The sequence below is a fragment of the Streptomyces sp. NPDC102514 genome (assembly GCF_055584525.1).
Genome location: NZ_JBVJLW010000005.1, coordinates 436,311 through 457,805 on the forward strand (window position 1 = coordinate 436,311; position 21,495 = coordinate 457,805).

Below are 21,495 nucleotides of genomic sequence, written 5' to 3' on the forward strand. Positions count from 1 at the left end.
ACCGTCATGACGACGCGGACCGAAGAAGCAGCCGGAGCGGGAGAGTCGGTCGCGGAGGACAGGGAACTGACCTCCGCGAAGCGGGAGTTGCTGGCACAGCGGCTGCGTGGGCGGTCGGACACCGCGAAGGCGCCCCCGGGCGCCGTGAGTTCCGTGCCGCGCCGCCCCGGCGCCGGGAGCGCCCCGCTGGCGCCCGTCCAGCACAACCTGTGGGTCGCGGACCGACTCCTGTCGGACAACTCCACGTTCAGCGTCCACCGCGTACTGCGGCTGACCGGGACGCTGGACCGCGACGCGGTCCGCCGCGCGCTGGACGCCCTGGTGGAACGGCACGAGACCCTGCGCATGACGTTCCGGGACGACAGCCCGCCCCGCCAGATCCCGCTGCCTCCCGGGCCCGCCCCGCTGCGGACCGTCGAGCTGACGCACCTGCCGCCGGCCGCGCGAGCGGCCGCGGCGGTGCGGCTCGCCGAGGAGGAGATCGCGCTCCCCTTCGACCTGGAGCGCGGCCCCGTCTTCCGGGCCGTGCTGGCGGTCTGCGACGACACCACCCACGTCCTCGTACTGAACCTGCACCACTGCGTCGCCGACGAGTGGTCGTGCGGTGTGCTGGCCCGCGAGTTCGGCGCCCTGTACGCGGCGTGCACGCGCGGAGCCGGCGGCCAGGACCTGGCGAGGACACTGCCGGAGCTTCCCGCCTCGTACACGGACTACTCGGCCTGGCAGTCGGCCCGGCTCTCCGGTGACCTGCTGGAACGCCAACTCGCGTACTGGCGCTCGGTCCTGGACGGAGTGCCCCCGGTCCTCGAACTGCCCTCCGACCACATACGTCCGCCCACCCCGTCCTTCTGGGGGCACGGCGCCCGCCGGCTGCTGTCGCCCGAGGTGAGTTCCGCGCTGCGCGACTTCGCCAGGCGGCACAACGTCACCCTCTTCACCGCCCTGCTGACGGTGTTCGCCGGCTATCTGCACCGCTGGAGCGGCGGACAGGACCGCTTCTCCGTGCTGACACCGGTCTCCGGACGGGTCGCCGCCGACACCGAACCGCTCGTGGGCATGCTGGCGAACACCCTGCCGCTGACGGTGGACGTCACCGACGACCCGGGCTTCACCACACTGGTGCGCCGGATGAACACCGTGGTGCTCGGGGCCCTTGAGCACCAGGACGTCACCTTCGAGCAGCTGGTGGCGGATTCCGGGCAGGCCCGGGACGCGTCCCGCAACCCCCTGTCCCAGGTCATGTACCAGTGCATCGAGTCACGCGAGCACGTGTGGGAGCTGCCCGGCGTCACCGTCGAGCGCGAACGGATCGGCCTGGCGTCCGCGAAGGTGGACCTGTCGCTGGTCGCGGCGAACCTGGACGAGGGCGTCCGGCTCGACCTGGTGGGAGAGAGCACCCTGTTCGAGCCCGCGACGGTGGAGCGGATGCTCGACTCGCTGGTCGAGGTGCTGACCCGCGCGGTCGCCGCTCCCGACACCACCGTCGGCGAGGTGGAACTGCTGTCCGCGGCCGAACGCGCCCAGGTCGTCGACGGCTTCCAGAGCACCGGCGCCACACCGCCCGACGGCACCGTGCTCGACCTGTTCGCCGCCGCCGTCGCCGCCTCGCCCGACGCCACGGCCGTCACCTCGGACACCGCGTCCCTCACCTACCGCGAGCTCGACGCGTGGTCGGACCGCCTGGCCGCGCGGCTGCGCACGGCCGTCCCCGGGCCCGGCGCACTGGTCGGGGTCCACCTGCCGCGCTCCGAGCAGCTGGTGGCCACCCTGCTCGCGGTGTGGAAGGCCCGCTGCGCCTTCCTCCCGCTGCCCCTGGACCATCCCGACGAGCGTCTGCGCACCATGCTGGAGGACGCGGACGTCGCGCTCGTCGTCGCGGAGCCGGGAGGGCCTGAGCGGCTCGGCCGGGTGCCGGTGTTCCACGCCGACCCCGCGGACCGCACGGCGGACCGCAGCGCGTCCACGGAGCCGGCCCGGCCCGGGCCCGCGACGCTCCCCGCCGACCTCGCCTATCTGCTGTACACCTCGGGCTCCACCGGCCGCCCCAAGGCGGTGGCGATCGAGCACACCGGGCTCGTCAACTTCCTGAGCGGCACCGCGCAGCGGCTGGGCGCCGGCCCGGACGACGTGTGGCTGGGCCTGACCGGCATCGGGTTCGACATCGCGCTGGTCGAGATGTTCCTGCCGCTGACCACCGGCGGCCGGGTGGTCCTGGCCCCCGAGGGCGCCGCGCACGACGGCGGCACCGCCGTCGAGACCGCCCGGCGGCACCAGGTCACCCATGTGCAGGCGACCCCGTCGGGCTGGCGGGTCCTGCTCGCCGCGGCGGACCGCCTGCCGCACCTGGCGGTCGCCCTGACCGGTGGTGAGACGCTGCCGCCCACGCTGGCGGCGGAGCTGCGCCGCAGGGCCGGACGCCTGTTCAACTGCTACGGGCCCACCGAGTCCACGGTCTGGGCCACGTACGACGACGTCACCGATCCGGCCGCGGAGATCACCGTCGGCACGGCCGTCGACAACGTCACCGTGTACGTGCTCGACGCGGCCCTGCGCCCCGTGCCGGTCGGCGTGCCGGGCGAGCTGTACATCGGAGGGCCCGGGGTCGGGCGTGGCTACCACGCGCGCCCGGGGCTGACCGCGGGCGTCTTCGTGCCCGACCCGTTCGGACCGCCCGGGGCACGCCTGTACCGCTCGGGCGATGTGGGGGCCCGGCGCCCGGACGGCCGTATCCGCTTCTTCGGCCGCGACGACCACCAGGTCAAGATCCGCGGCCACCGCATCGAACTCGGCGAGATCGAGGCCCGGTTGACAGGACACCCGGACGTGGCGCACGCCGTGGTGGTGGCGGAGCAGCTGCCCGCCGGGGCCCGGCTCGTCGGCTATGTCGTCGGAGGTGCCTCGGAGGACGAGCTGCGCCGCCACCTCACGGCCGCCCTGCCCGTCGCCATGGTGCCCGCCGTCCTCGTCTTCCTGGAGAGCCTGCCGCTGTCGCCGAACGGCAAGGTCGACCGCCGCCGGCTGCCGGCCCCGCGGAGCGCGGCTCCCGCCGAGCGCACACCGCCCGCCGACGGGGTCCAGCGCGTGCTGGCCGACATCTGGAGCCGGCTGCTCGACATCCCGCCGGTCGCCGCGCAGGACAACTTCTTCACCCTCGGGGGCGACTCCGTCACCGCCGTGTACCTCGTGTCGAAGGCCCGGGAAGCGGGCTACGCGTTCACCGCACGCCAGGTGTTCGCCCACCAGACGCTCGCCGAACTCGCCGCCGTGGCAGTCCCGTTGGACACCGGTACGGCGGCCGGCGGGGTGGACCCCGACGACTTCCCGCTGGCCGGCCTCGACCGGGACGGCCTGGAGCGCGTCCTGTCCGGACTGCCCGCCGGGGACGTGCAGGACATCTACCCCTGCACCCCGCTCCAGGCGGGCATGCTCTTCCACAGCCTCCACGACCCGGGCGGCCACTCCTACTTCAACCAGTACCGCTGGGAGATCGAGGGCGACCTCGACGAGGACGCGCTCGTCGCGGCCTGGCAGCACGTACTGGACCGGCACGACGCGCTGCGCTGCTCCTTCCGCTGGGAGGGCCTGGACCGCCCGCTCCAGATCGTCCACCGCACCGTACGGGCCGACTTCACCGTCCTCGACTGGACGGACACCCCCGCGGACGCCCTCTCCGGGCGCCTGGAAGAGCTGCTCGCCGAGGAACGCGGGCGCGGCTTCGACCTGTTCCGCGTCCCGCCCCAGCGGTTCCACCTCGTCCGCACCGGCCCGAACAGCCATCAACTGGTGTGGCACAACCACCACATCCTGTCCGACGGCTGGAGCGTCGGCCCGCTCCTGAACGAGGTCTTCGCCACCGTCACGGCGCTGCGCCGGCTGGGGCACCCCCCGCGCGACCTGCCCGTACCGGTCCCCCACCGCGCCTACGTGGAGTGGCTGGCGGGACAGGACCCGCTCGCCGTCGAACGCTACTGGCGCGACTCCCTCGCCGGTTTCGGCGAGCCCACCCCGATCCCGGTGGTCCGGCAGGTCCCGCAGGACGAACCCGCCGGAGCGGCCCGCAGCGTCGAACTCGCGCTGGACGCGGAGCTGACCGAGGGTCTGACCCGGTTCGCCCGCGAGCGGGGCTGCACACCCGGCACCGTGTTCCAGGGCGCCTGGGCGCTGCTGCTGGGCCGCTGGAGCCGGCGCCGCGACGTGCTGTTCGGGCTGACCGTCTCCGGGCGCTCCGTCGACCTGCCGCGCGTCGAGCAGGTCGTGGGGCTGCTGTCCAACACCCTGCCGGTGCGCGTGCGCTGGGCGGACGACGACCGGCTCGGTGACTGGCTGGGCCGTCTCGCCGGGCAGCTCGCCGGGCTGCGCGACGTCGAGCACTCCGCGCTGGTCGACATCCACGACTGGTCCGAGGTGCCGGGCGACCGAAGGCTGTTCGACAGCATCCTGGTCATGCAGAACCTGGCGGTCGCCGAGCGCGCCGACCTGGGCGGTCTGCGCCTGCGCATGGGTCCCGTGCACCAGAGCAGCGGCTATCCGCTGATGCTGAACGTGCGCTTCGCACCGGCCGGGGCCGTCCTCCAGCTCATCCACGACGACCTCCGCGTCGACTCCGGTGACGCCGAGCGCCTGCTGGCGTCGTTCGGCCGTCTGCTCGCCGCCTTCGTGGAGCGGCCCGACGCCCGGGTCGGCGAGCTGCCGATCCTGCCGGACGCCGACCGCGAGAGGGTCGTCCACCACTGGAACGACACCGCGCACGCCTTCCCCGCCGCCAGGACCGTGCCCGCGATGATCGGGGAGCAGTCGACACGCACCCCGCACGCGACGGCGGTGGTGTGCGGCACCGAAAACGCCGAAGCCTCCGAGGCCGCAGAGGACACAGAGGCCGCCGAGGAGTGGTCGTACGCCCGGCTCGACGACGAGGTCGTGCGGCTGGCACGGCGGCTGCGGGCCGCCGGGGTGCGGCGCGGGGACCGGGTGGGACTGCGTCTCGACCGCTCGGCGACCATGATGGCCGCGGTGCTCGCGGTCTGGCGGGTCGGCGGCGCGTACGTGCCGCTGGACCCGGAGTACCCCGACGACCGGACCGCCTTCGTGCTGTCCGACTCCGGGGTACGCGTCCTGCTCGCGGGCGGCGAACCGCTCCCGGCGTCCGTACCGCCCGAGGTGCGTGTGGTCCGCCCCGACGACAACGGCGGTGACACCGCCGGGGAGCGGCCGGAGCCCGGGTCCCCGGAGGAGCCGGGCGGCTTCGAGCCCTCGCGGCCGGACGACGTGGCCTATGTGCTGTACACCTCCGGCTCCACCGGCCGCCCCAAGGGCGTGGAGGTCACCCACGCGGCGCTCGCCCATCTCACCGCCGCCATGACGCATGTCCTGCGCCCGGCCGGCCCCCAGGTGTGGCTGGGGCTCACCGCCCTGTCCTTCGACATCTCGACCGTGGAGATGTTCGTGCCGCTGACCACGGGCGGCCGGCTCGTGGTCGTCCCCGAGGAGGGGCGCTGGGACGCCGCCGCGCAGCGCGCTCTGATCCGGCGTCACGGGGTCACCCATGTCCAGGCCACCCCGTCCGGGTGGCGGCTGCTGCTGGCCGCCGGGTTCGGGGCGGCGGACGGTGTCGCCGTCGGCCTGGTCGGCGGGGAGGCGCTGCCCGAGCCCCTGGCCGCCGAGCTGGGTACGGGCCTGCCCCGGCTGATCAACGTCTACGGCCCGACCGAGGCCACCGTCTGGTCCACCTGGGACGAGGTCGATCCGGGCGCGCAGGAGGTGACCATCGGCCTCCCCCTGCCCAACACCACCGCCCACGTCCTCGACGAGGCGATGCGGCCCGTACCCCTGGGGGTGCCGGGCGAGCTGTACCTCGGCGGCGCGGGGGTGGCCCGCGGCTATCTGGGGCGGCCCGCGCTGACCGCGCGGCAGTTCGTGCCGGACCCGTTCGGCGGCCCCGGCGCCCGGCTGTACCGCACCGGCGACCTCGCCGCGCGGCGCGCCGACGGCCGGATCCGCTTCCTCGGCCGCGACGACCACCAGGTCAAGATCCGCGGTCACCGCATCGAACTCGGCGAGATCGAGGAGGCGTTGACCGGCCACCCGGACGTACGGCTCGCCGCCGTCACCGTCCACCGGGACACGGCGGGCGAGGAGTTCCTGGTCGGCCATCTCGTCGGCGACGCGCCCGACCCCGCCGACGTACGGACGTATCTGCGCGGCAAGGTGCCCCGCGCGATGGTGCCGGCCCGGCTCGTCGTCCTGGAATCGATGCCGCTCAGCCCGGCCGGCAAGGTCGACCGCGCGGCGCTGCCCGCCCCCGAGGAGCCGACGACGGGCACCGCCGGGCGGACCGCGCCCCGCAGTGCCGCCGAGCGGAGCCTCGCGGACATCTGGACCCGGGTCCTGCACACCGACGGCATCGGGACGGACGACGACTTCTTCGCCCTGGGCGGCAACTCCCTCAAGGCGGTCATGGTCTCCGCGCTCGCACGGGAGGCCGGGCTCGCCGTCACCACCCGGCAGATCTTCGCCCACCCCACGGTGGCGGAGCTGGCGGGCCTCGGCTCCGCGGCGCCCGCGGCGGAACCCGTGGTGAGCGAGCCGTTCCGGTTCACCGGACTGGACGCCGACACCCTGGACGGGTTCCTGGACACCGTGGGCAGGGAGGACACCGAGGACGTCCTGCCCCTGTCGCCCATGCAGACCGGGCTGCTCCTCGACACGCTGGCGGAGACCGGCGACTACGTCCGCGCCTTCGCCGTCGACATCGAGGGCGACTTCGACCGGGCGGCCTTCGAGGACGCCTGGACCCACCTGGTCGACCGGCACGCGATCCTGCGGTCCACCTTCCACTGGGCGCACCTGCCCCGCCCGGTCCAGGCGGTCCGGCGTGCCGCGCCGCCCCGCTTCCGGTACACCGACCTGTCCGCGCTCCCGCCGGACCCGCGTACGGAACGGGTCGCGGCGCTCACCGAGGCGGAGGGCCGGACCGTCTTCGACCTCGGCGCCGCCCCGCCGGCCCGCTTCCTGCTGATCCGCGTGGCCGAGGACCGGCACCGCTTCGTGTGGACGACCCACCACGTCGTCTTCGACGGGTGGAGCCTGCACACCCTGTTCACCGAGGCCTTCGACAGCTACCGCAGCCGGCGCGCGACCGGCCGGCTGCCCGTCCTCGCCGACCCGCCCCCGTACCGGGACCACCTGCGCCGGCTCGCCGAGCACGACACCCCCGAGGACGCCGAGCGCGAGGACGCCCACTGGCGCTCCCACCTGGCGGGCTTCACCCGCCCCACGCCCCTGCCCGGCAGCCGGCCCACCGGCGCCACCGAAGGCGTGCGGAGCGCCCGGCGGACCCTTCCGGCCGACCTGTGCGACGCCCTGGAACGAGCCGGCCGCCGCCATCACGTCACCGTCGGCACCCTCGTCCACACCGCGTGGACCCTGCTGCTGAGCCGGACGAGCGGGGAGCGGGACGTCGTCTTCGGCACGACCGTCTCGGGCCGGTTCGGCGACGTCCCGGGCATCGAGCGCATGGTCGGCCTGCTGATGAACACCCTGCCCCTGCGCGTCGAGGTGGACCCCGGCGCCCCTGTCACCGAGCTGCTGCGCGAGGTGCAGCGCCGGATCACCGAGGTGGCCGGGCGGGCGCACGTCGCGCTGCCCGCCGTCCAGCGGGCGAGCGACGTGGCGCCCGGACGGCGGCTGTTCGACAGCCTGGTCGTCTTCACGGACACCGGCTTCGGCGGCCTGCCGCCGGGGGTCGTCCCGGTCGCCGAGAGCGAGGTCCGCGACACCGGCTATCCCCTGGTCCTGGAGGTCATGCGGGCCGCCGGGCTCACCCTCGAACTGGGCTGCGAGAAGTCCCACTACGACCAGGTCACCGCGGACCGGCTGCTCGCCCAGTTCGTCCAGCTGCTGACCGGCCTGGCCGAGGACCGTCCCGCCGTCGCCGACGTGCCGATGCTGTCGGCGGGGGAACGCGCCCGGGTCGTCGGCGCCTGGAACGACACCACGACCGCCTTCCCGGCCGACCGCACCCTGCACTCCCTCGTCGAGGAACAGGCCGCGGCCACACCCGACGCCGTGGCCGTCCGGCTCGGCTCCGACACCTGGACGTACGCCGGACTCGACGCCCGGGCCGACCGGGTGGCCCACCGTCTGCGCCTGGAGGGCGTCCGGCCGGGCGACCTGGTGGCCCTGTGCACCGAACGGTCCCTCGACCACGTCGTGGGAGTGCTCGGCATCCTGAAGTCCGGGGCGGCCTTCGTCCCCGTCGACCCCGAACACCCCGCCCGCCGCCAGGCGTACATCCTCGCCGACGCCGGGGCCCGGGTGGTGCTCACCCAGAGCCATCTGCGCGCGGCCCTTCCCGAGGGCGTCGCCGCGAGCGTCCTCGCGCTGGACGACCCCGCGGCCTGGACCGCCGAACCCGGCCCCGGTCCCCGGCCGGAGGCGCTGCCCGCCGACCTGTGCTCGCTGTACTACACCTCGGGGTCGACCGGCTCGCCCAAGGCGGTGGCCTCGCACCACGCGGGCTGGGTCAACCGCATGGCGTGGATGCAGCGCCGGCACGGGCTGCGCCCCGGCGAGGGGGTCCTGCACAAGACCACGCTCACGTTCGACGACGCGGCGGTGGAGATCCTGTGGCCGCTGATCACCGGCGGCGAGGTCGTCCTGCTGCCGCCGGGCGCGCACCGCGACGCCCACGCGATCGCCGAGGCCGTCGCCCGGCACGACGTGGTGCATGTGCAGTTCGTCCCCAGTGTGCTGGAGGTGTTCCTCGACGTCCTCACCCCGGCGCGGGCCCTGGCCATGCCCCGGCTGCGGTCCGTCCTGACCAGCGGCGAGGCCCTGCGGCCCGCCCTGCTGCGCCGGTTCCGCGAAGTGTTCGGGGACCGGGTCAGCCTCGACAACACGTGGGGCGCCACCGAGGTGTCCATCGACTCGACCTGCCGGGTGTGCACCGCCGAGGACGCCGTCGGCGACACGGGCGCGGTCGCCCTCGGTCTGCCCATCGACAACAACACCGTCCATGTGCTCGACGGGGCGATGGCGCCTCTGCCGACCGGGGTCACCGGGGAACTCTTCATCGGCGGGCCCACGCTGGCCCGCGGCTACCACGGCCGGGCCCGGCTGACCGCCGAGCGGTTCGTGCCCGACCCCTTCGGAGCTCCGGGCTCCCGGCTCTACCGCACCGGCGACCTGGGGCGCCGGCGTGCCGACGGCGTCCTGGAGTTCGCCGGGCGCGCCGACCACCAGGTCAAGCTCGGGGGTGTCCGCGTCGAACTCGGCGAGATCGAGGACGCGTTGCGCAGGGCGCCCGGTGTCCGGGACGCGGTCGCCGACGTACGGACCGTGGGCGCCGCACGGAGTCTCGTCGGCTACACCGTCGGGGACGACGACCCGGACCGTACGCTGGCCGCGCTGCGCGCCGAACTGCCCGACGTGATGGTGCCGAGGTTCCTCGTCGCCCTGGACTCCGTACCGCTCAACGCCAACGGCAAGGTGGACCGGGCCGCTCTGCCGGACCCGGACCCCGCCGCCCGGCAGGCGACGGCACGGTCCCACACGGCTCCCGGTACGCCGACGGAGGAGGCCCTCGCCCGGATCTGGTGCCGGGTCCTCAAGGTGGAGCGGATCGGGGTGCACGACAACTTCCGTGCGCTGGGCGGGGATTCCATCCTGCTGATCCACACCGTCGCCAGGGCGCGTGAGGCGGGCCTGTCCCTCACCCCGAAGATGGTCTTCGAACACCCCACGATCGCCGCGCTCGCCGCGGCCTGCGACGAGGCGGCGGCCCTGGGCCGCGACACCGCCGTGCACGCCGAACAGGGCCCCGTCACCGGGGAGGTGCCCCTCGGGCCGATCCAGCACCACTACGCCGGACTCGGGCCGCTGGACCGCTTCAACCAGAGCCGGCTCCTCGAAACCCGTCCCGGAGTCGATGCCGACACCCTGCGGGCGGCGCTGCGCACGCTGATCGACCACCACGACGCGCTGCGGCTGCGCTGGCAGCGCCGGGGAGGCGACTGGCACCAGTACCTGGCCCCGCCGGACGACCACGGCGAGCACGGCGACCACGGCGACCACGGCGACGACCACGGCGACCCGCTGACGGTCGTGGACTCCCCGCAGGAGACCGACGCCGCCGTGGAGGCCGCGCACGCCGGGCTCGACCTGGCCCACGGCCCCCTGCTGCGCGCCGTCCTGCTCAGGCCGTCGGGACAACTCCTGCTGGTCGTCCACCACGTGGCCGTCGACACCGTGTCCTGGGACATCCTGACCGAGGACCTGAACACCCTGTGCGGCGGAGGCGCACTGCCCGCCAAGACCACCTCCGTGCGGCACTGGGCCGAGCGGCTCCACGAGCACGCGAGCAGCGCCGGGTTCGAGGCCGAGGCCGCCTACTGGGCGCTGCCGCGGCCACCCGTCGAACCACTGCCGGCGGACGGTCCGGGCGGTGACAACACCGAGGGCCGCACCCGTGTCACGAAGGTGGTCCTGCCGGCCGCGCCCACGGCGGCCCTGCTGCGCCAGGCCGCCGCGCTGCGCGGAGCCGAACCGGAACACCTCATGCTGGCCGCCCTGGCCCGCACGCTCACCGAGGCCACCGGCGGTGGCACCTGTGTGATCGACGTCGAACGGCACGGCCGTGAGCCGCTGTTCGACGACGTCGACCTCACCCGCACCGTCGGCTGGTTCACCAGCGTGCAGCCCCTGACGATCACCCGTCCCGGGTCCGACGGCACGGACGCCTGGATCGACGTGGTCGCCGAGCACACCCGTACCCCCGCGGGACGCGGCATCGGCCAAGGACTCGCCCGGTATCTGCGCGGGGGCGGCGTCGGAGCGCCCCCGGCCCAGGTCTCGTTCAACTACCACGGCCGCCGGGACACCGTCGAGACACCGGACGCCCTGCTGCGCCCGCTGCCCCGGACGTACGGCGATCCCGTCGACCCCGCGCAGCGGCGCTCCCACCTCGTGGAGATCGAGGCGGCGGTCCTCGGCGGCGAGCTGCACATCGAGTGGCGGTACGCGGCCGACCACTTCGACGCCGGCACCGTACGCGGCCTGGCCGAACGGCAGTTGCGGCATCTCACCGACCTGGGCGGCACCCCGCCCGCGGCGCTGCGACGGCCGGCCGAGCCGTTCGTGCGGCGGCTGTTCGCCGGAACTCCGGCGCCGAGGCTGCCGATGCTGCGGCACCGGGTCCCGGGCGTGGGCATCGCGGTGATCGCCGACGGCGACCTGCGGGGGGCCTGGGGCTTCGGCACCCTCGGCGCCGAGGATCCCGTCGAGGTGGACGAGCGAACCGTCTTCCAGGTCGGTTCGATCAGCAAGCACGTCACCGCGCTGGGCGTGATGTCCCTGGTCCAGGACGGACGTCTCGACCTCGACACCGACGTCAACCGCCTGCTCACCGGCTGGCGGCTGCCCGGGGACGGCGTCACCCTGCGCCACCTGCTCACCCACACCGCGGGCCTGGGCGCGCAGTCCTACGACGGCTACCGCGCGGACCGGCCGATGCCCACGCTGGCGCAGGTGCTCGACGGCCGTCCCCCGGCGCTCACCCCGCCGGTGCGGCCCGTGGGCCCGCCCGGCTCGCCGTACCTGTACGCGAGCAGCAACTACACCGTGGTCCAGCAGGTGCTCCAGGACGTCACGGGTCAGGACTTCGCGCCCCTGATGCGCTCGCTCGTCCTGGACCCGCTCGGGATGCACGACAGCGACTTCGCGCCGCGCGTCCCGCGGCTGCCCGGCACCACGGTCGCCCGCAACCACGACGCGGCGGGCGTCCCCCACCCGGAGGGCTGGCACCTGTACCCGGAGTCGGCCGCGGGCGGGCTGTGGTCCACGCCCCGGGACCTGGCCCGGGTCGCCGTCGAGATCCAGCGGGCGGTCACCGGCGGCCCCTCGGTCCTCCTGGGCGCCGAGGCGGCGGACGAGATGCTCCGCACCCATCCCGGCACCCCGGGCGGACTGGGCACGGCGGGCAAACCGTACGGCGGCCGGCGGTGGTTCGGACACACCGGAGGTGTCCCCGGCTTCCGCTCCCTCACCTGGGCCGACCCGGACCGCGGCCTGGGGCTCGTCGTCACGGCCAACTCGGACGCCGGTGAGGACTTCCTGCGCGAATTGCTGCACGACCTCGGGGTCGGACTGGAGGACGCACGATGGTGACGATCGATTCCGCCTTCCGTACGTGGGCGGTACGCACCCCGGACGCCGTGGCGCTGCGCGCGCCCGGCACCCGGCTGACCTACGGCGAACTGGACCGTGCGGCGACCCGGCTCGCCCGCCGGCTGCTGCGGCTCGGCGTCCGGCCCCAGGAACTGGTCGGGGTGGCGGCCGTCCCGTGCCCCGAGTTCGTGGTGGCGGCGCTGGCGGTGCTGCGCGCGGGTTGCGCCTACGTACCGCTGGATCTGACGTATCCCGAGGAGCGGCTGGCGCACATGCGCCGGGACAGCGGTATCCGTGTCCTGGTCCGCAGCTCCGGCGAGGATCTGCCGGGCGCCCTCGCGGACTGCGTGGTCCTCGATCCGGCCCCGCTCGGCGAGGACGCCGACGACGACGGCACGGCCTACGGCACCAGCGACGGCACCGCCGACGCCCTGGACGCGGTGCGGGCCGGGCCCGCCGATCTGGCGTACGCGATGTACACCTCGGGATCGACCGGACGTCCCAAGGCGGTCCTGGTCGAGCAGCGCAATGTCACCGCCTTCGCGCTGCGGCAGGACTTCGCCGCGCTCGGGCCCGGCCGCACCATGCTGCAGAGCAGTTCCTTCTCGTTCGACGCGTCGGTGCTGGAGATCTGGGGGGTGCTGCTGCGCGGGGCCTGCCTGGCCTTCCCGCCGGACGACCTGCTGACCTCCGCGGAGCTCGCCGAGGTCCTGGTGGACGAGAAGGTGACCGACCTGTGGCTCTCGGCGGGCCTCTTCCACCGGATCGCCGACGACGTCCCGACGGCGTTCGCGCCCCTGCGCACCGTCGTCACGGGCGGCGACGTCGTGTCCCCGCCCCGGGTGCGGCGCGTGCTGAGCGCCAATCCCGGGCTGACGGTGGCGCACATCTACGGGCCCACCGAGACGACGGTGGCCGTCTGCCGCCGGCTGCTCACCGACCCGGACCAGGTGGAGTTCCCGCTGCCGCTGGGTACCGCGCTGCCCGGTACGAGCCTGCACGTCATGGACGAACGCGGCCGTCCCCTCCCGCCGGGTGAGACCGGCGAACTGTGGATCTCGGGGGAGACCGTCTCCCGCGGCTACCACGACCGGCCCGAACTCACCGCGGAACGCTATGTCACCGACCCAGCGACCGGCCGGTACTCCTACCGCAGCGGCGACCTCGCCCGCAAACGCCCCGACGGCACCGTGGAGTTCGCGGGCCGCGCCGACCAGCAGGTCAAGATCCGCGGTTTCCGGATCGAGCCCGGTGAGATCGAGGCCGCGCTCTGCGAGGCGCCCGGGGTGCGCGCCTGCCTGGTCACCGCACGCGTCGCGCCCCCCGGCGACAAGCGTGTCGTCGCCTACGTCGTGCCGCGTGCGGCGGGTCCGCTGTCCGCCGCCGACGTGCACCGCTTCCTCGCCGGCCGGCTGCCCCGCCACATGCTGCCCGCCGAGTACGTGGCGCTCGACGCGCTGCCCCTGGACGCCAACGGAAAGGAGGACCGGCGCCTCCTGCCCGAGCCGGCCTGGGGGCGCGGCAGCCTCGCCGTGCTCGACACCACCCCCGCTCCCGCCGTTCCCGCCCCCGTGCCCGTCCCCGCCTCCGCACCCGCACCCGCCGCCCCGGCCGCCCTGCCCGAGAGGATCTGATCGCACATGTCTGCCACCCCCGGCCCCACCGGGGTCCAGGTGCCGCTCAGCCGCGACCAGGAACGCACCTGGTTCGTCGACCAGTTGAGCAGCTGCTCGTCCGACTACCTCATCCCGCTCCGGCTGCACTTCGCCGGGGCCCTCGACCGCGACGCGCTGCGCCGGTCGCTGGAAGCCCTGGTGGCCCGCCACGAGGTACTGCGCACCGGTGTCGTCGCGGGGGACGCGCGGCCCGTCGGAGTGGTCCGCCCGCCGGACGCGTTTCGGCTGCGGGAGACGACGGCGGCCGACGCGGGGGCGCTCGACGCGGCCCTCGCGAAGGAGGCGGCCACCCCGATGGACCTGGCCGCCGAACTGCCCGTGCGCGCCCTGCTGATCCGCCACGGCGAGCGTGAGCACACCCTCGTCCTCACGATCCACCACGTGGCCGCCGACGACTGGTCCTGCGCCCTCGTCTACGACGAACTGGCCGCCGACTACGCGGCCTTCACCGCGGGGGACCCGTCCCCCGTCCCGGCGCCCGCCGAGCCCTACCGCACCGTGGCCGCCCGCCTCGACGCCCTCGCCGACGAGGCGGAGCCGGCCGGGCTGGAGCACTGGCGCACCGCGCTGGCCGACCTCACCCCCTTCGAGGTGCCCGGTGACCGGCCCCGCCCCGCCGTACGGGCCGGGCGGGGAGCGATGCGTACCGCCTTCGTGCTGCCGCCGAAGGTCGCCGAACCGCTCGTCGCGCTCGGCCGCTCCGCGGGGGCCACCCCCGCGATGCTGCTGACCGCCGCGGTCCAGAGCGTCCTGTACCGCCACACCGGCCGGCAGGACGTCACCACCGGCACCACCTACGCGCGCCGCGACGACCCCGCGACCGAGCGCCTGCTGGGCGTCCTCATCAACATGCTGCCCCTGCGGGGCCGGCCCGCACCCGAGTTGACGTTCCGTCAGTTCGTGGAGCGGTTCAGGGAGGTGTCGCTCGACGCGTTCGATCACGCCGACGTCCCCTTCGACCGGCTCGTGGGCGAGAGCGGCGCCGAGCGCGATCCCTCCCGCACCCCGCTGTTCCAGATCCTGGTCAACTTCCGCACCGGCCGCCGCCGCACCCCGCAGCTGCCGGACCTGACCGTGACCGAACTCCCGATGCCGTACGAAGGCGCCAAGTACGACCTCTGCGTCAGCTTCGAGCAGGGTGCCGCGGGGCTGTGGTGCGGCGTGAACTGGGACACCGACCTGTACGACGACGACACCGTGGAGCGCCTGGGACAGTGGCTGGAGCGGCTGCTGCGGCACGTCGCCGAGCGGCCCGACACCCTCCTCGACGACATCCCGCTGCTGTCGGGACCGGAACAGGACGCCCTGCGCGCCCTGACCCTGCGCCCGGCCGTCGACACCCCCCGCCACACCCTGCACGAACTGGTGTCCCTCAGGGCCGCGGCACAGCCCGACGCGGTCGCCCTGGTCGACGCCGACGGCACCACGACCAGCTACGCGGCCCTGGAGTCGGCCGCCAACGCCGTCGCCCGCCGGCTGATCGCCCACGGAGTCGGGCCCGACATCCCCGTGGGCCTGCTGATCGACCGCTCCGTCCCACTGGTCGTCGGCCTGCTGGGCATCCTCAAGGCGGGCGGCGCCTACCTGCCCATCGAGCCGGCCACTCCCGCCGCCCGGATCGCCACCCTGCTCACCGACGCCGGTGCCCCGGTCTGCCTCACCGTCCCGGAACACGCGGACACCGTCACCGCCGGGGGCGCCGTCCCGCTCACCGTCGACCCGGACGACCGGGCGGCACCCCCCGCCGTGTCCGTCCACCCCGACCACCTGTGCGCCGTCTACTACACGTCCGGCTCCACCGGCCGGCCCAAGGGCGTGGCCTGCACGCACCGCGGCTGGGTCAACCGGATGGCGTGGATGCAGCACCGGCACGGGCTGCGGCCGGGCGAGACGGTCCTGCACAAGACGACCCTGCCGTTCGACGACGCGGCCGTCGAGATCCTCTGGCCGCTGATCACCGGAGGCACGGTGGCGCTGCTGCCGCCCGGCCTGCACCGCGACCCGCGGGCACTGGTGGACGCCGCCGTCCGCCACCGCGCCGTCCACGTGCAGTTCGTGCCCAGCGTCCTCGACCTCTTCCTCGAAGAACTCACCCCCGACGACGTCACCGCGCTGCGCCGCACCCTGCGCAGCGTCCTGTCCAGCGGCGAGGCGCTGCGCCCGGTGCTCGTGGAGCGCTTCCGTGCCGCGTTCGGCGACACGGTCAGCCTGGACAACACGTGGGGCGCCACCGAGGTGTCCATCGACTCCACGTTCCACGTCTGCGGCCCCCAGGACATCCACGGCACCGGCGCGGTCAGCCTCGGCCGGCCCATGGACAACAACGAGGTGCTGGTCCTCGACCACCGCCTCTCCCCCCTGCCGCCCGGCGTCCCCGGCGAGCTGTGCATCGCCGGGATCGGCCTGGCCCGCGGCTATCTGGGCGACCCCGCCAAGACGGCCGCCGCCTTCGTCCCGCACCCCTACCGGCCCGGCGAGCGCGTGTACCGGACCGGCGACCGCGGACGGATGCGACCGGACAGCACCTTCGTCTACCTGGAGCGGATGGACCGCCAGGTGAAGGTGCGCGGCGTCCGGGTGGAACTGGGGGAGGTCGAGGCCGCGCTCCGCGAGCACCGGGCGGTGACGGACGCCGCGGTGGTGACCCGCCGCGTCCCCTCCGGCGACCTGCGGCTGGCCGCCTACGTCGCCCTCGACGACACCGGGACGACCGTCCACGAGCTGCGCGAGCACCTGTCCGCCCGGCTGCCCGGGTACGCGGTGCCCTCGACCGTCACCGTGCTGGACGCGCTCCCCCGCTCGGCCAGCGGAAAGCTCAGCCCCTCGCTCCTTCCCGAGCCCGACCCGGCGGACCACCGGAGCGCGGACCACGTCGCTCCCCGCGACGAGACCGAGCGGATCATCGCCGACATCTGGGCCGACGTGCTCTCCCTGCCCCGCATCGGCGTCCTCGACGACTTCTTCTCCTTCGGCGGCCACTCGCTGATCGCCACCCGGGCCGTCAACCGGATGCGGCAGGCCTTCGACGCACAGCTCCCGCTCAGCGTGATCTTCGAGCGCCCGACCGTCGCCGGAACGGCGGAGTACATCCACGACCTGATCCTGGCCGAGATCGAGGCGATGTCCGACGACGAGGCGCGCCGGCTCCTCACGGAGACCTCCCCGGCCACCACTCCCGCGGACCACGAACGAGGTGCGACACGATGAAGACCCCCCTGCTGCACGAGGCGTTCCTCAAGCACGCCCTGCGCTCCCCCGACGCCCCGGCCCTGCTGTGGTCGGGCGGCACCCTGACCTACGGCGCCCTGGAGCGCCGCTCGGCGGTGCTGGCCGACCGGCTGCTGGCCGCCGGGGTCGGCCGGGGCCGACTGGTCGGGGTCTGCGTCGGCCGCGGCCCCGCGCTGCCCACCGCCCTGCTCGCCGTCATGCGGGCGGGCGCCGCCTGGGTCCCGCTCGACCCGTCCTACCCGCAGGACCGGCTGGAGTACATGCTCGACGACTCCGGTGTCTCCCTGGTGATCGCGGACGAGTCCTCGGCCCGCCGGCTGCCCTCGGGTGTCCGCGTCCTGGACCCGGAGGGCGCCGACGAGACCGCTCCGGCCGCCCTGCCCTCCGTGGGCCGCGGAGATCTCGCCTACGTCATCTACACGTCCGGCTCCACCGGCCGGCCCAAGGGCGTCCTCGTCGAACACGGGAGCGTCGCCGCCACCATCGCCGGAATGCGCGCCGAGTGGGGGGTGGGGGCGGGCGAACGCGTCCTGCAGTTCGCCCCGTCGAGCTTCGACGCCTCCGTCCTGGAGACCGGCGTCGCCCTGACCGGCGGGGCCGCGCTGGTCCTGGCCGATGCCGACAGCGTGGTGCCGGGCCCCGGCCTGGTGGACCTGATGGACCGCTTCGCGGTGACCTTCACCCTGCTGCCGCCGTCCGTCGTCGCCGCGCTCCCGGAGGCCGAACTGCCCGCGCTGCGCACGCTGGTCTGCGGCGGGGAGGCGCTGCCCGCGGAGATCGTGGCCCGCTGGGGCCGCGGCCGGCGCGTCTTCAACGCCTACGGGCCGACCGAGATCTCCATCGTCGCCACCACGGGCGAGGTGAGCGGATCCGGGACGCCCGACATCGGACGCCCCCTGCCGGGCGTCCGGATCGACCTGCTGGACAAGGAAGGGCTGCCGGTGCCGCCCGGCGAGGTCGGCGAACTCGTCGTCTCCGGCGCCGGAGTGACCCGCGGCTATCTCGGCCGCCCCGCCCTGACCGCGGAACGGTACGTCCCCACCGGGCACGGCCGCGCCTACCGCACCGGCGACCTCGCCCGCCGCCTGCCCGACGGGCGCTACGCGTACGCCGGACGCGCCGACCACCAGGTCAAGATCCGCGGCTTCCGCGTCGAACCGGGCGAGATCGCCGAGGTGCTGCGCGCGCACCCCGCGGTCTCGGACTCCGTCGTCGTGGCGCGCGGCACCGTCCTGGTCGGCTACGTGTCCGCCCCCGACACCCCGGTGCACCCCGCCGACCTGCGGGCCTGGTGCGCACGCACGCTGCCCGCCCACATGGTTCCCTCCACCGTGGTCGTGCTGCCCGCGCTGCCCCTCACCCCGAGCGGCAAGGTGGACCGCCGGGCGCTGCCCTCGCCGTACAGGTCCGGGGTGAGCAGCGGCGACGAACCGGCCACGCCCACCGAGCAGGCCGTCGCCGCGCTGATGTCGGAGCTGCTCGGCGGGACGCCCGCCGGCGCCACCGACGACTTCTTCCAACTCGGCGGCCACTCCCTGCTGGTGGGACGCCTCGCCGCCCGTATCCGCAGCGACCACGGCACCGACATCCCGCTCTCCCATCTCTTCCACCACGCCACACCACGGAAGATCGCCGCACTGGTCGACGGCGGCGCGCCTCTCGACGACGGCGAGGCGGCCCCCGAGGTGCCCCCGATGCGGCACGCGGACCGCACCCGGCCGATCCCGCTGTCCTTCCCCCAGGAGCGTGTCTGGTTCCTCGAACAGCTCTCGCCGCTCAACGAGGCGTACCGGATGCAGGCCACGCTCACCCTGCGCGGCCCCCTGGACATGACCGCCCTGCGCGCCGCGCTCACCGAGCTGGTCCGCCGCCACGAGATCCTGCGCACCGCGTTCCGCGAGGTCGACGGGGTGCCGGCGCAGTGCCCCGTGGAGATGGACGCCGTCACCGTCGACGTACCCCTGGTGGACCTCTCCGCCCTCTCCGAGGCCGAACGCGAGCGCGCCTGGGAGGAGTTGACGGCCAAGGAGCAGGCCACGCCGTTCGACCTCCAGGCGCCCCCGCTGGCCCGCTGGGTCGTGGCCAGGGACGCCCCGGACTCCCACCGGCTGCTCCATGTGGAGCACCATCTGGTGCACGACGGCTGGTCGTTCGCGGTCTTCGTGAGGGAACTCACCGCTCTGTACTCCGTGTTCGCCGAGGGTGCCGCAGCCCCGCCGGAGCCGCGCTTCCAGTTCGCCGATCTCGCCGCCTGGCAGCGGTCCTGGCTGGACGGCCCCGTGATGGACCGCTATCTCGATCACTGGGCGAAGGCCCTGGACGGGGCCCCCGCGGCGCTCGAACTGCCCACCGACCGGCCCCGCCCGCCGGAGTTCACCTTCCGCGGCGACGTCGTACGGCTGACCCTCGACCCGGACGAGTACCACCGGCTGCGGGAGCGGGCCCGGGAGTTCGGGGTCACCCTCTATTCGACGATGCTGACCGCGTTCGCCGCCCTGCTGTCGCGGTACGCGGACCAGACCGACTTCGTGCTCGGCGTCGGGGTGGCCAACCGCAGGCTCGCCGAGGCGGAGCGCCTGATCGGGATGATGGTCAACACGGTGCCGCTGCGGGTCCGCCTCGACGGCGATCCCACGTTCCGGCAGCTGCTGGAGCAGGTCCACGGCACGGCGGTCGAGGGGTACAGCTGGCAGGACGTGCCGCTGCAGAAGCTCGTCAAGGCCCTCGCCCCGACCCGTGACCTGTCCCGCAACCCGCTGTTCTCCGCCATGTTCAGCTTCCACGACTCCGCGGTCCCCGACCTCGACTTCGCCGGGCTGCGCGGCGAGGTGTTCATGGGGCACAACGGGTCCGCGAAGGCCGACCTGAACATCGTCGCCATCCCCCGCGCCGAGCAGCGCGTGGGCAAGCGCCCCAGCAGCGAGGACGACTCGCTGACCATCATCTGGGAGTACGCCACCGACCTGTTCGACGCCGAGACGATGCGGAGCATGGTGGGCGCCTACCGCGACCTGCTGCGCACCGCGCTCGACGAGCCCGACCTGCCGGTGTCCAGGTTCCGGCTCACCAGCGCGGCTGCGGCGCCGGCCGCCGAGGCCGCGTCCGCCGGGCCCACGCCGGTGGAACGGGTGGAACGGCAGATCGCCGAGCACCCCGGCAGGAAGGCCCTGAGCTTGGGCCCGGAATCCGTCACCTACCGCGAACTGGGCGCCCGCGCCGACCGTTTGGCGGAGGTGCTGTCCCGCCTGGGCGCCGGACCCGGACGTCCCGCCGCCCTGCGGCTGCCGCCCTGCACCGACCTGGTGGCCGCGCTGCTGGCCGCCGCCCGTACCGGGGTCCCGGCGCGGGTCCTCGCCCCCGGAACCGAACCGGCGGCCACGGAGGCGCTCGTCACCGAGGCCGCCACCCGACGGACGGAGGCCGCCGATCCCGGCGGACGGGACGGCGGGCACCGGCCGGCCGGCAGTGACGTACTGGCGCTGGTGGGCCGGGCCGAGATCACCCACGCCGCACTCACCGGCGCGGTCGCCGCACTCGACTCCCTCGGCTTCGGGGCGGGACACGTCCCGCAGACCGCCGCGGCCGACAGCTCCCTGTTCCTCCTCGAGGTGTGGACCACCCTGGCCCGCGGCGGCACCCTCGTCCTCACCGGGACACCGGAGCCCTCGCCCGCCGCGCTGGCCGCGCTCCTCGCGGGGCGCCAGGAGCCGTTCGCCGCGCTCCTCCTGCCCGACACCACCGTCAACACCCTGCTCGCGCACCACCGCGAGGCGCTGGCCCACGGCGCCGACGCCGTCCTCGCGATCGGCGCCGACACCGACCCCGCGGCCCTGCGCGAACCCGTCGGCGCCCGCCTCGCCACCGGATTCGGCACCCCGGACCTGCCGCTGGCCCTGTACCGGCCGCACGACGGCGTGCCGGGACCCTCCGCGGTCGTGATGCCGGTCGGTCTCCCCGTGCCCGGCGTCGCCGCGGCCGTCCTCGACGGCCACGGCGAGCCGCTGCCCGCCGGGGTCCCCGGCGAACTCCACCTCGCACGGGGCGCGGGGGCGAGGTTCGCCCCCACCGGTCACCGGGCCCGCCACACCGCCGCCGGCGGCTTCGAGATCCTCGGCCCGACCGGGGTCTGGCCGACCGTCTCGGGCTTCCGCGTCGCGCCCTACGAGACCCGCACCCGGCTGACCTCGCACCGCGGGATCGCCGAGGCGGCGGTCTTCAGCGCCGACGGCGAACTCCACGCCTACCTCGTACCGCACACCGGTTCCGTCATCCCGGACGACGGCGAACTCGTCGACTTCCTCGCCGAGTCGCTGCCCGACTACCAGATCCCCGCCCGCTTCGTGGCGGTGCCCACGCTGCCCGCGCGGGCGACCCGACTCACCGCGCCGAGGCCGGCCACCCGCTCGTGACCGCCCCCGCACCCCAGCAC

Annotated in this window: 4 protein-coding genes; all 4 read left to right on the forward strand. The window is 74.7% G+C overall.

Annotation, left to right across the window (positions count from 1 at the left end; translation table 11 throughout):
- Positions 1–6: 6 nt before the first annotated feature.
- Genes ACZ60E_RS16320 through ACZ60E_RS16335 form a run of 4 tightly spaced genes read left to right on the forward strand, consistent with a single transcriptional unit; the run spans position 7 to position 21,475 of the window.
- The gene (locus ACZ60E_RS16320; protein WP_469441001.1) at positions 7–12,162 is read left to right on the forward strand and encodes an amino acid adenylation domain-containing protein; all 12,156 of its coding nucleotides are present in this window, start codon (positions 7–9) and stop codon (positions 12,160–12,162) included.
- Positions 12,156–13,796 (forward strand): amino acid adenylation domain-containing protein, encoded by a 1,641-nt coding sequence (locus tag ACZ60E_RS16325; RefSeq protein WP_469441002.1) that lies wholly within the window; start codon positions 12,156–12,158, stop codon positions 13,794–13,796. The genes ACZ60E_RS16320 and ACZ60E_RS16325 overlap by 7 nt, the downstream gene beginning before the upstream one ends.
- A gap of 6 nt (positions 13,797–13,802) precedes the next feature.
- Entirely contained in the window at positions 13,803–17,045 is a 3,243-nt protein-coding gene (locus ACZ60E_RS16330; protein WP_469441004.1) for a non-ribosomal peptide synthetase, read from the forward strand.
- A complete protein-coding gene (locus ACZ60E_RS16335) occupies positions 17,042–21,475 on the forward strand; it encodes an amino acid adenylation domain-containing protein (RefSeq protein ID WP_469441006.1) in 4,434 nt (1,477 codons plus the stop codon). The genes ACZ60E_RS16330 and ACZ60E_RS16335 overlap by 4 nt, the downstream gene beginning before the upstream one ends.
- Positions 21,476–21,495: the final 20 nt, after the last annotated feature.

Coding starts and splice junctions, on each gene's coding strand:
- ACZ60E_RS16325 (WP_469441002.1), top strand. CDS start 12,156: ATGGTGACGATCGATTCCGCCTTCCGTACGTGGGCGGTACGCACCCCG.
- ACZ60E_RS16330 (WP_469441004.1), top strand. CDS start 13,803: ATGTCTGCCACCCCCGGCCCCACCGGGGTCCAGGTGCCGCTCAGCCGC.
- ACZ60E_RS16335 (WP_469441006.1), top strand. CDS start 17,042: ATGAAGACCCCCCTGCTGCACGAGGCGTTCCTCAAGCACGCCCTGCGC.
- ACZ60E_RS16320 (WP_469441001.1), top strand. CDS start 7: ATGACGACGCGGACCGAAGAAGCAGCCGGAGCGGGAGAGTCGGTCGCG.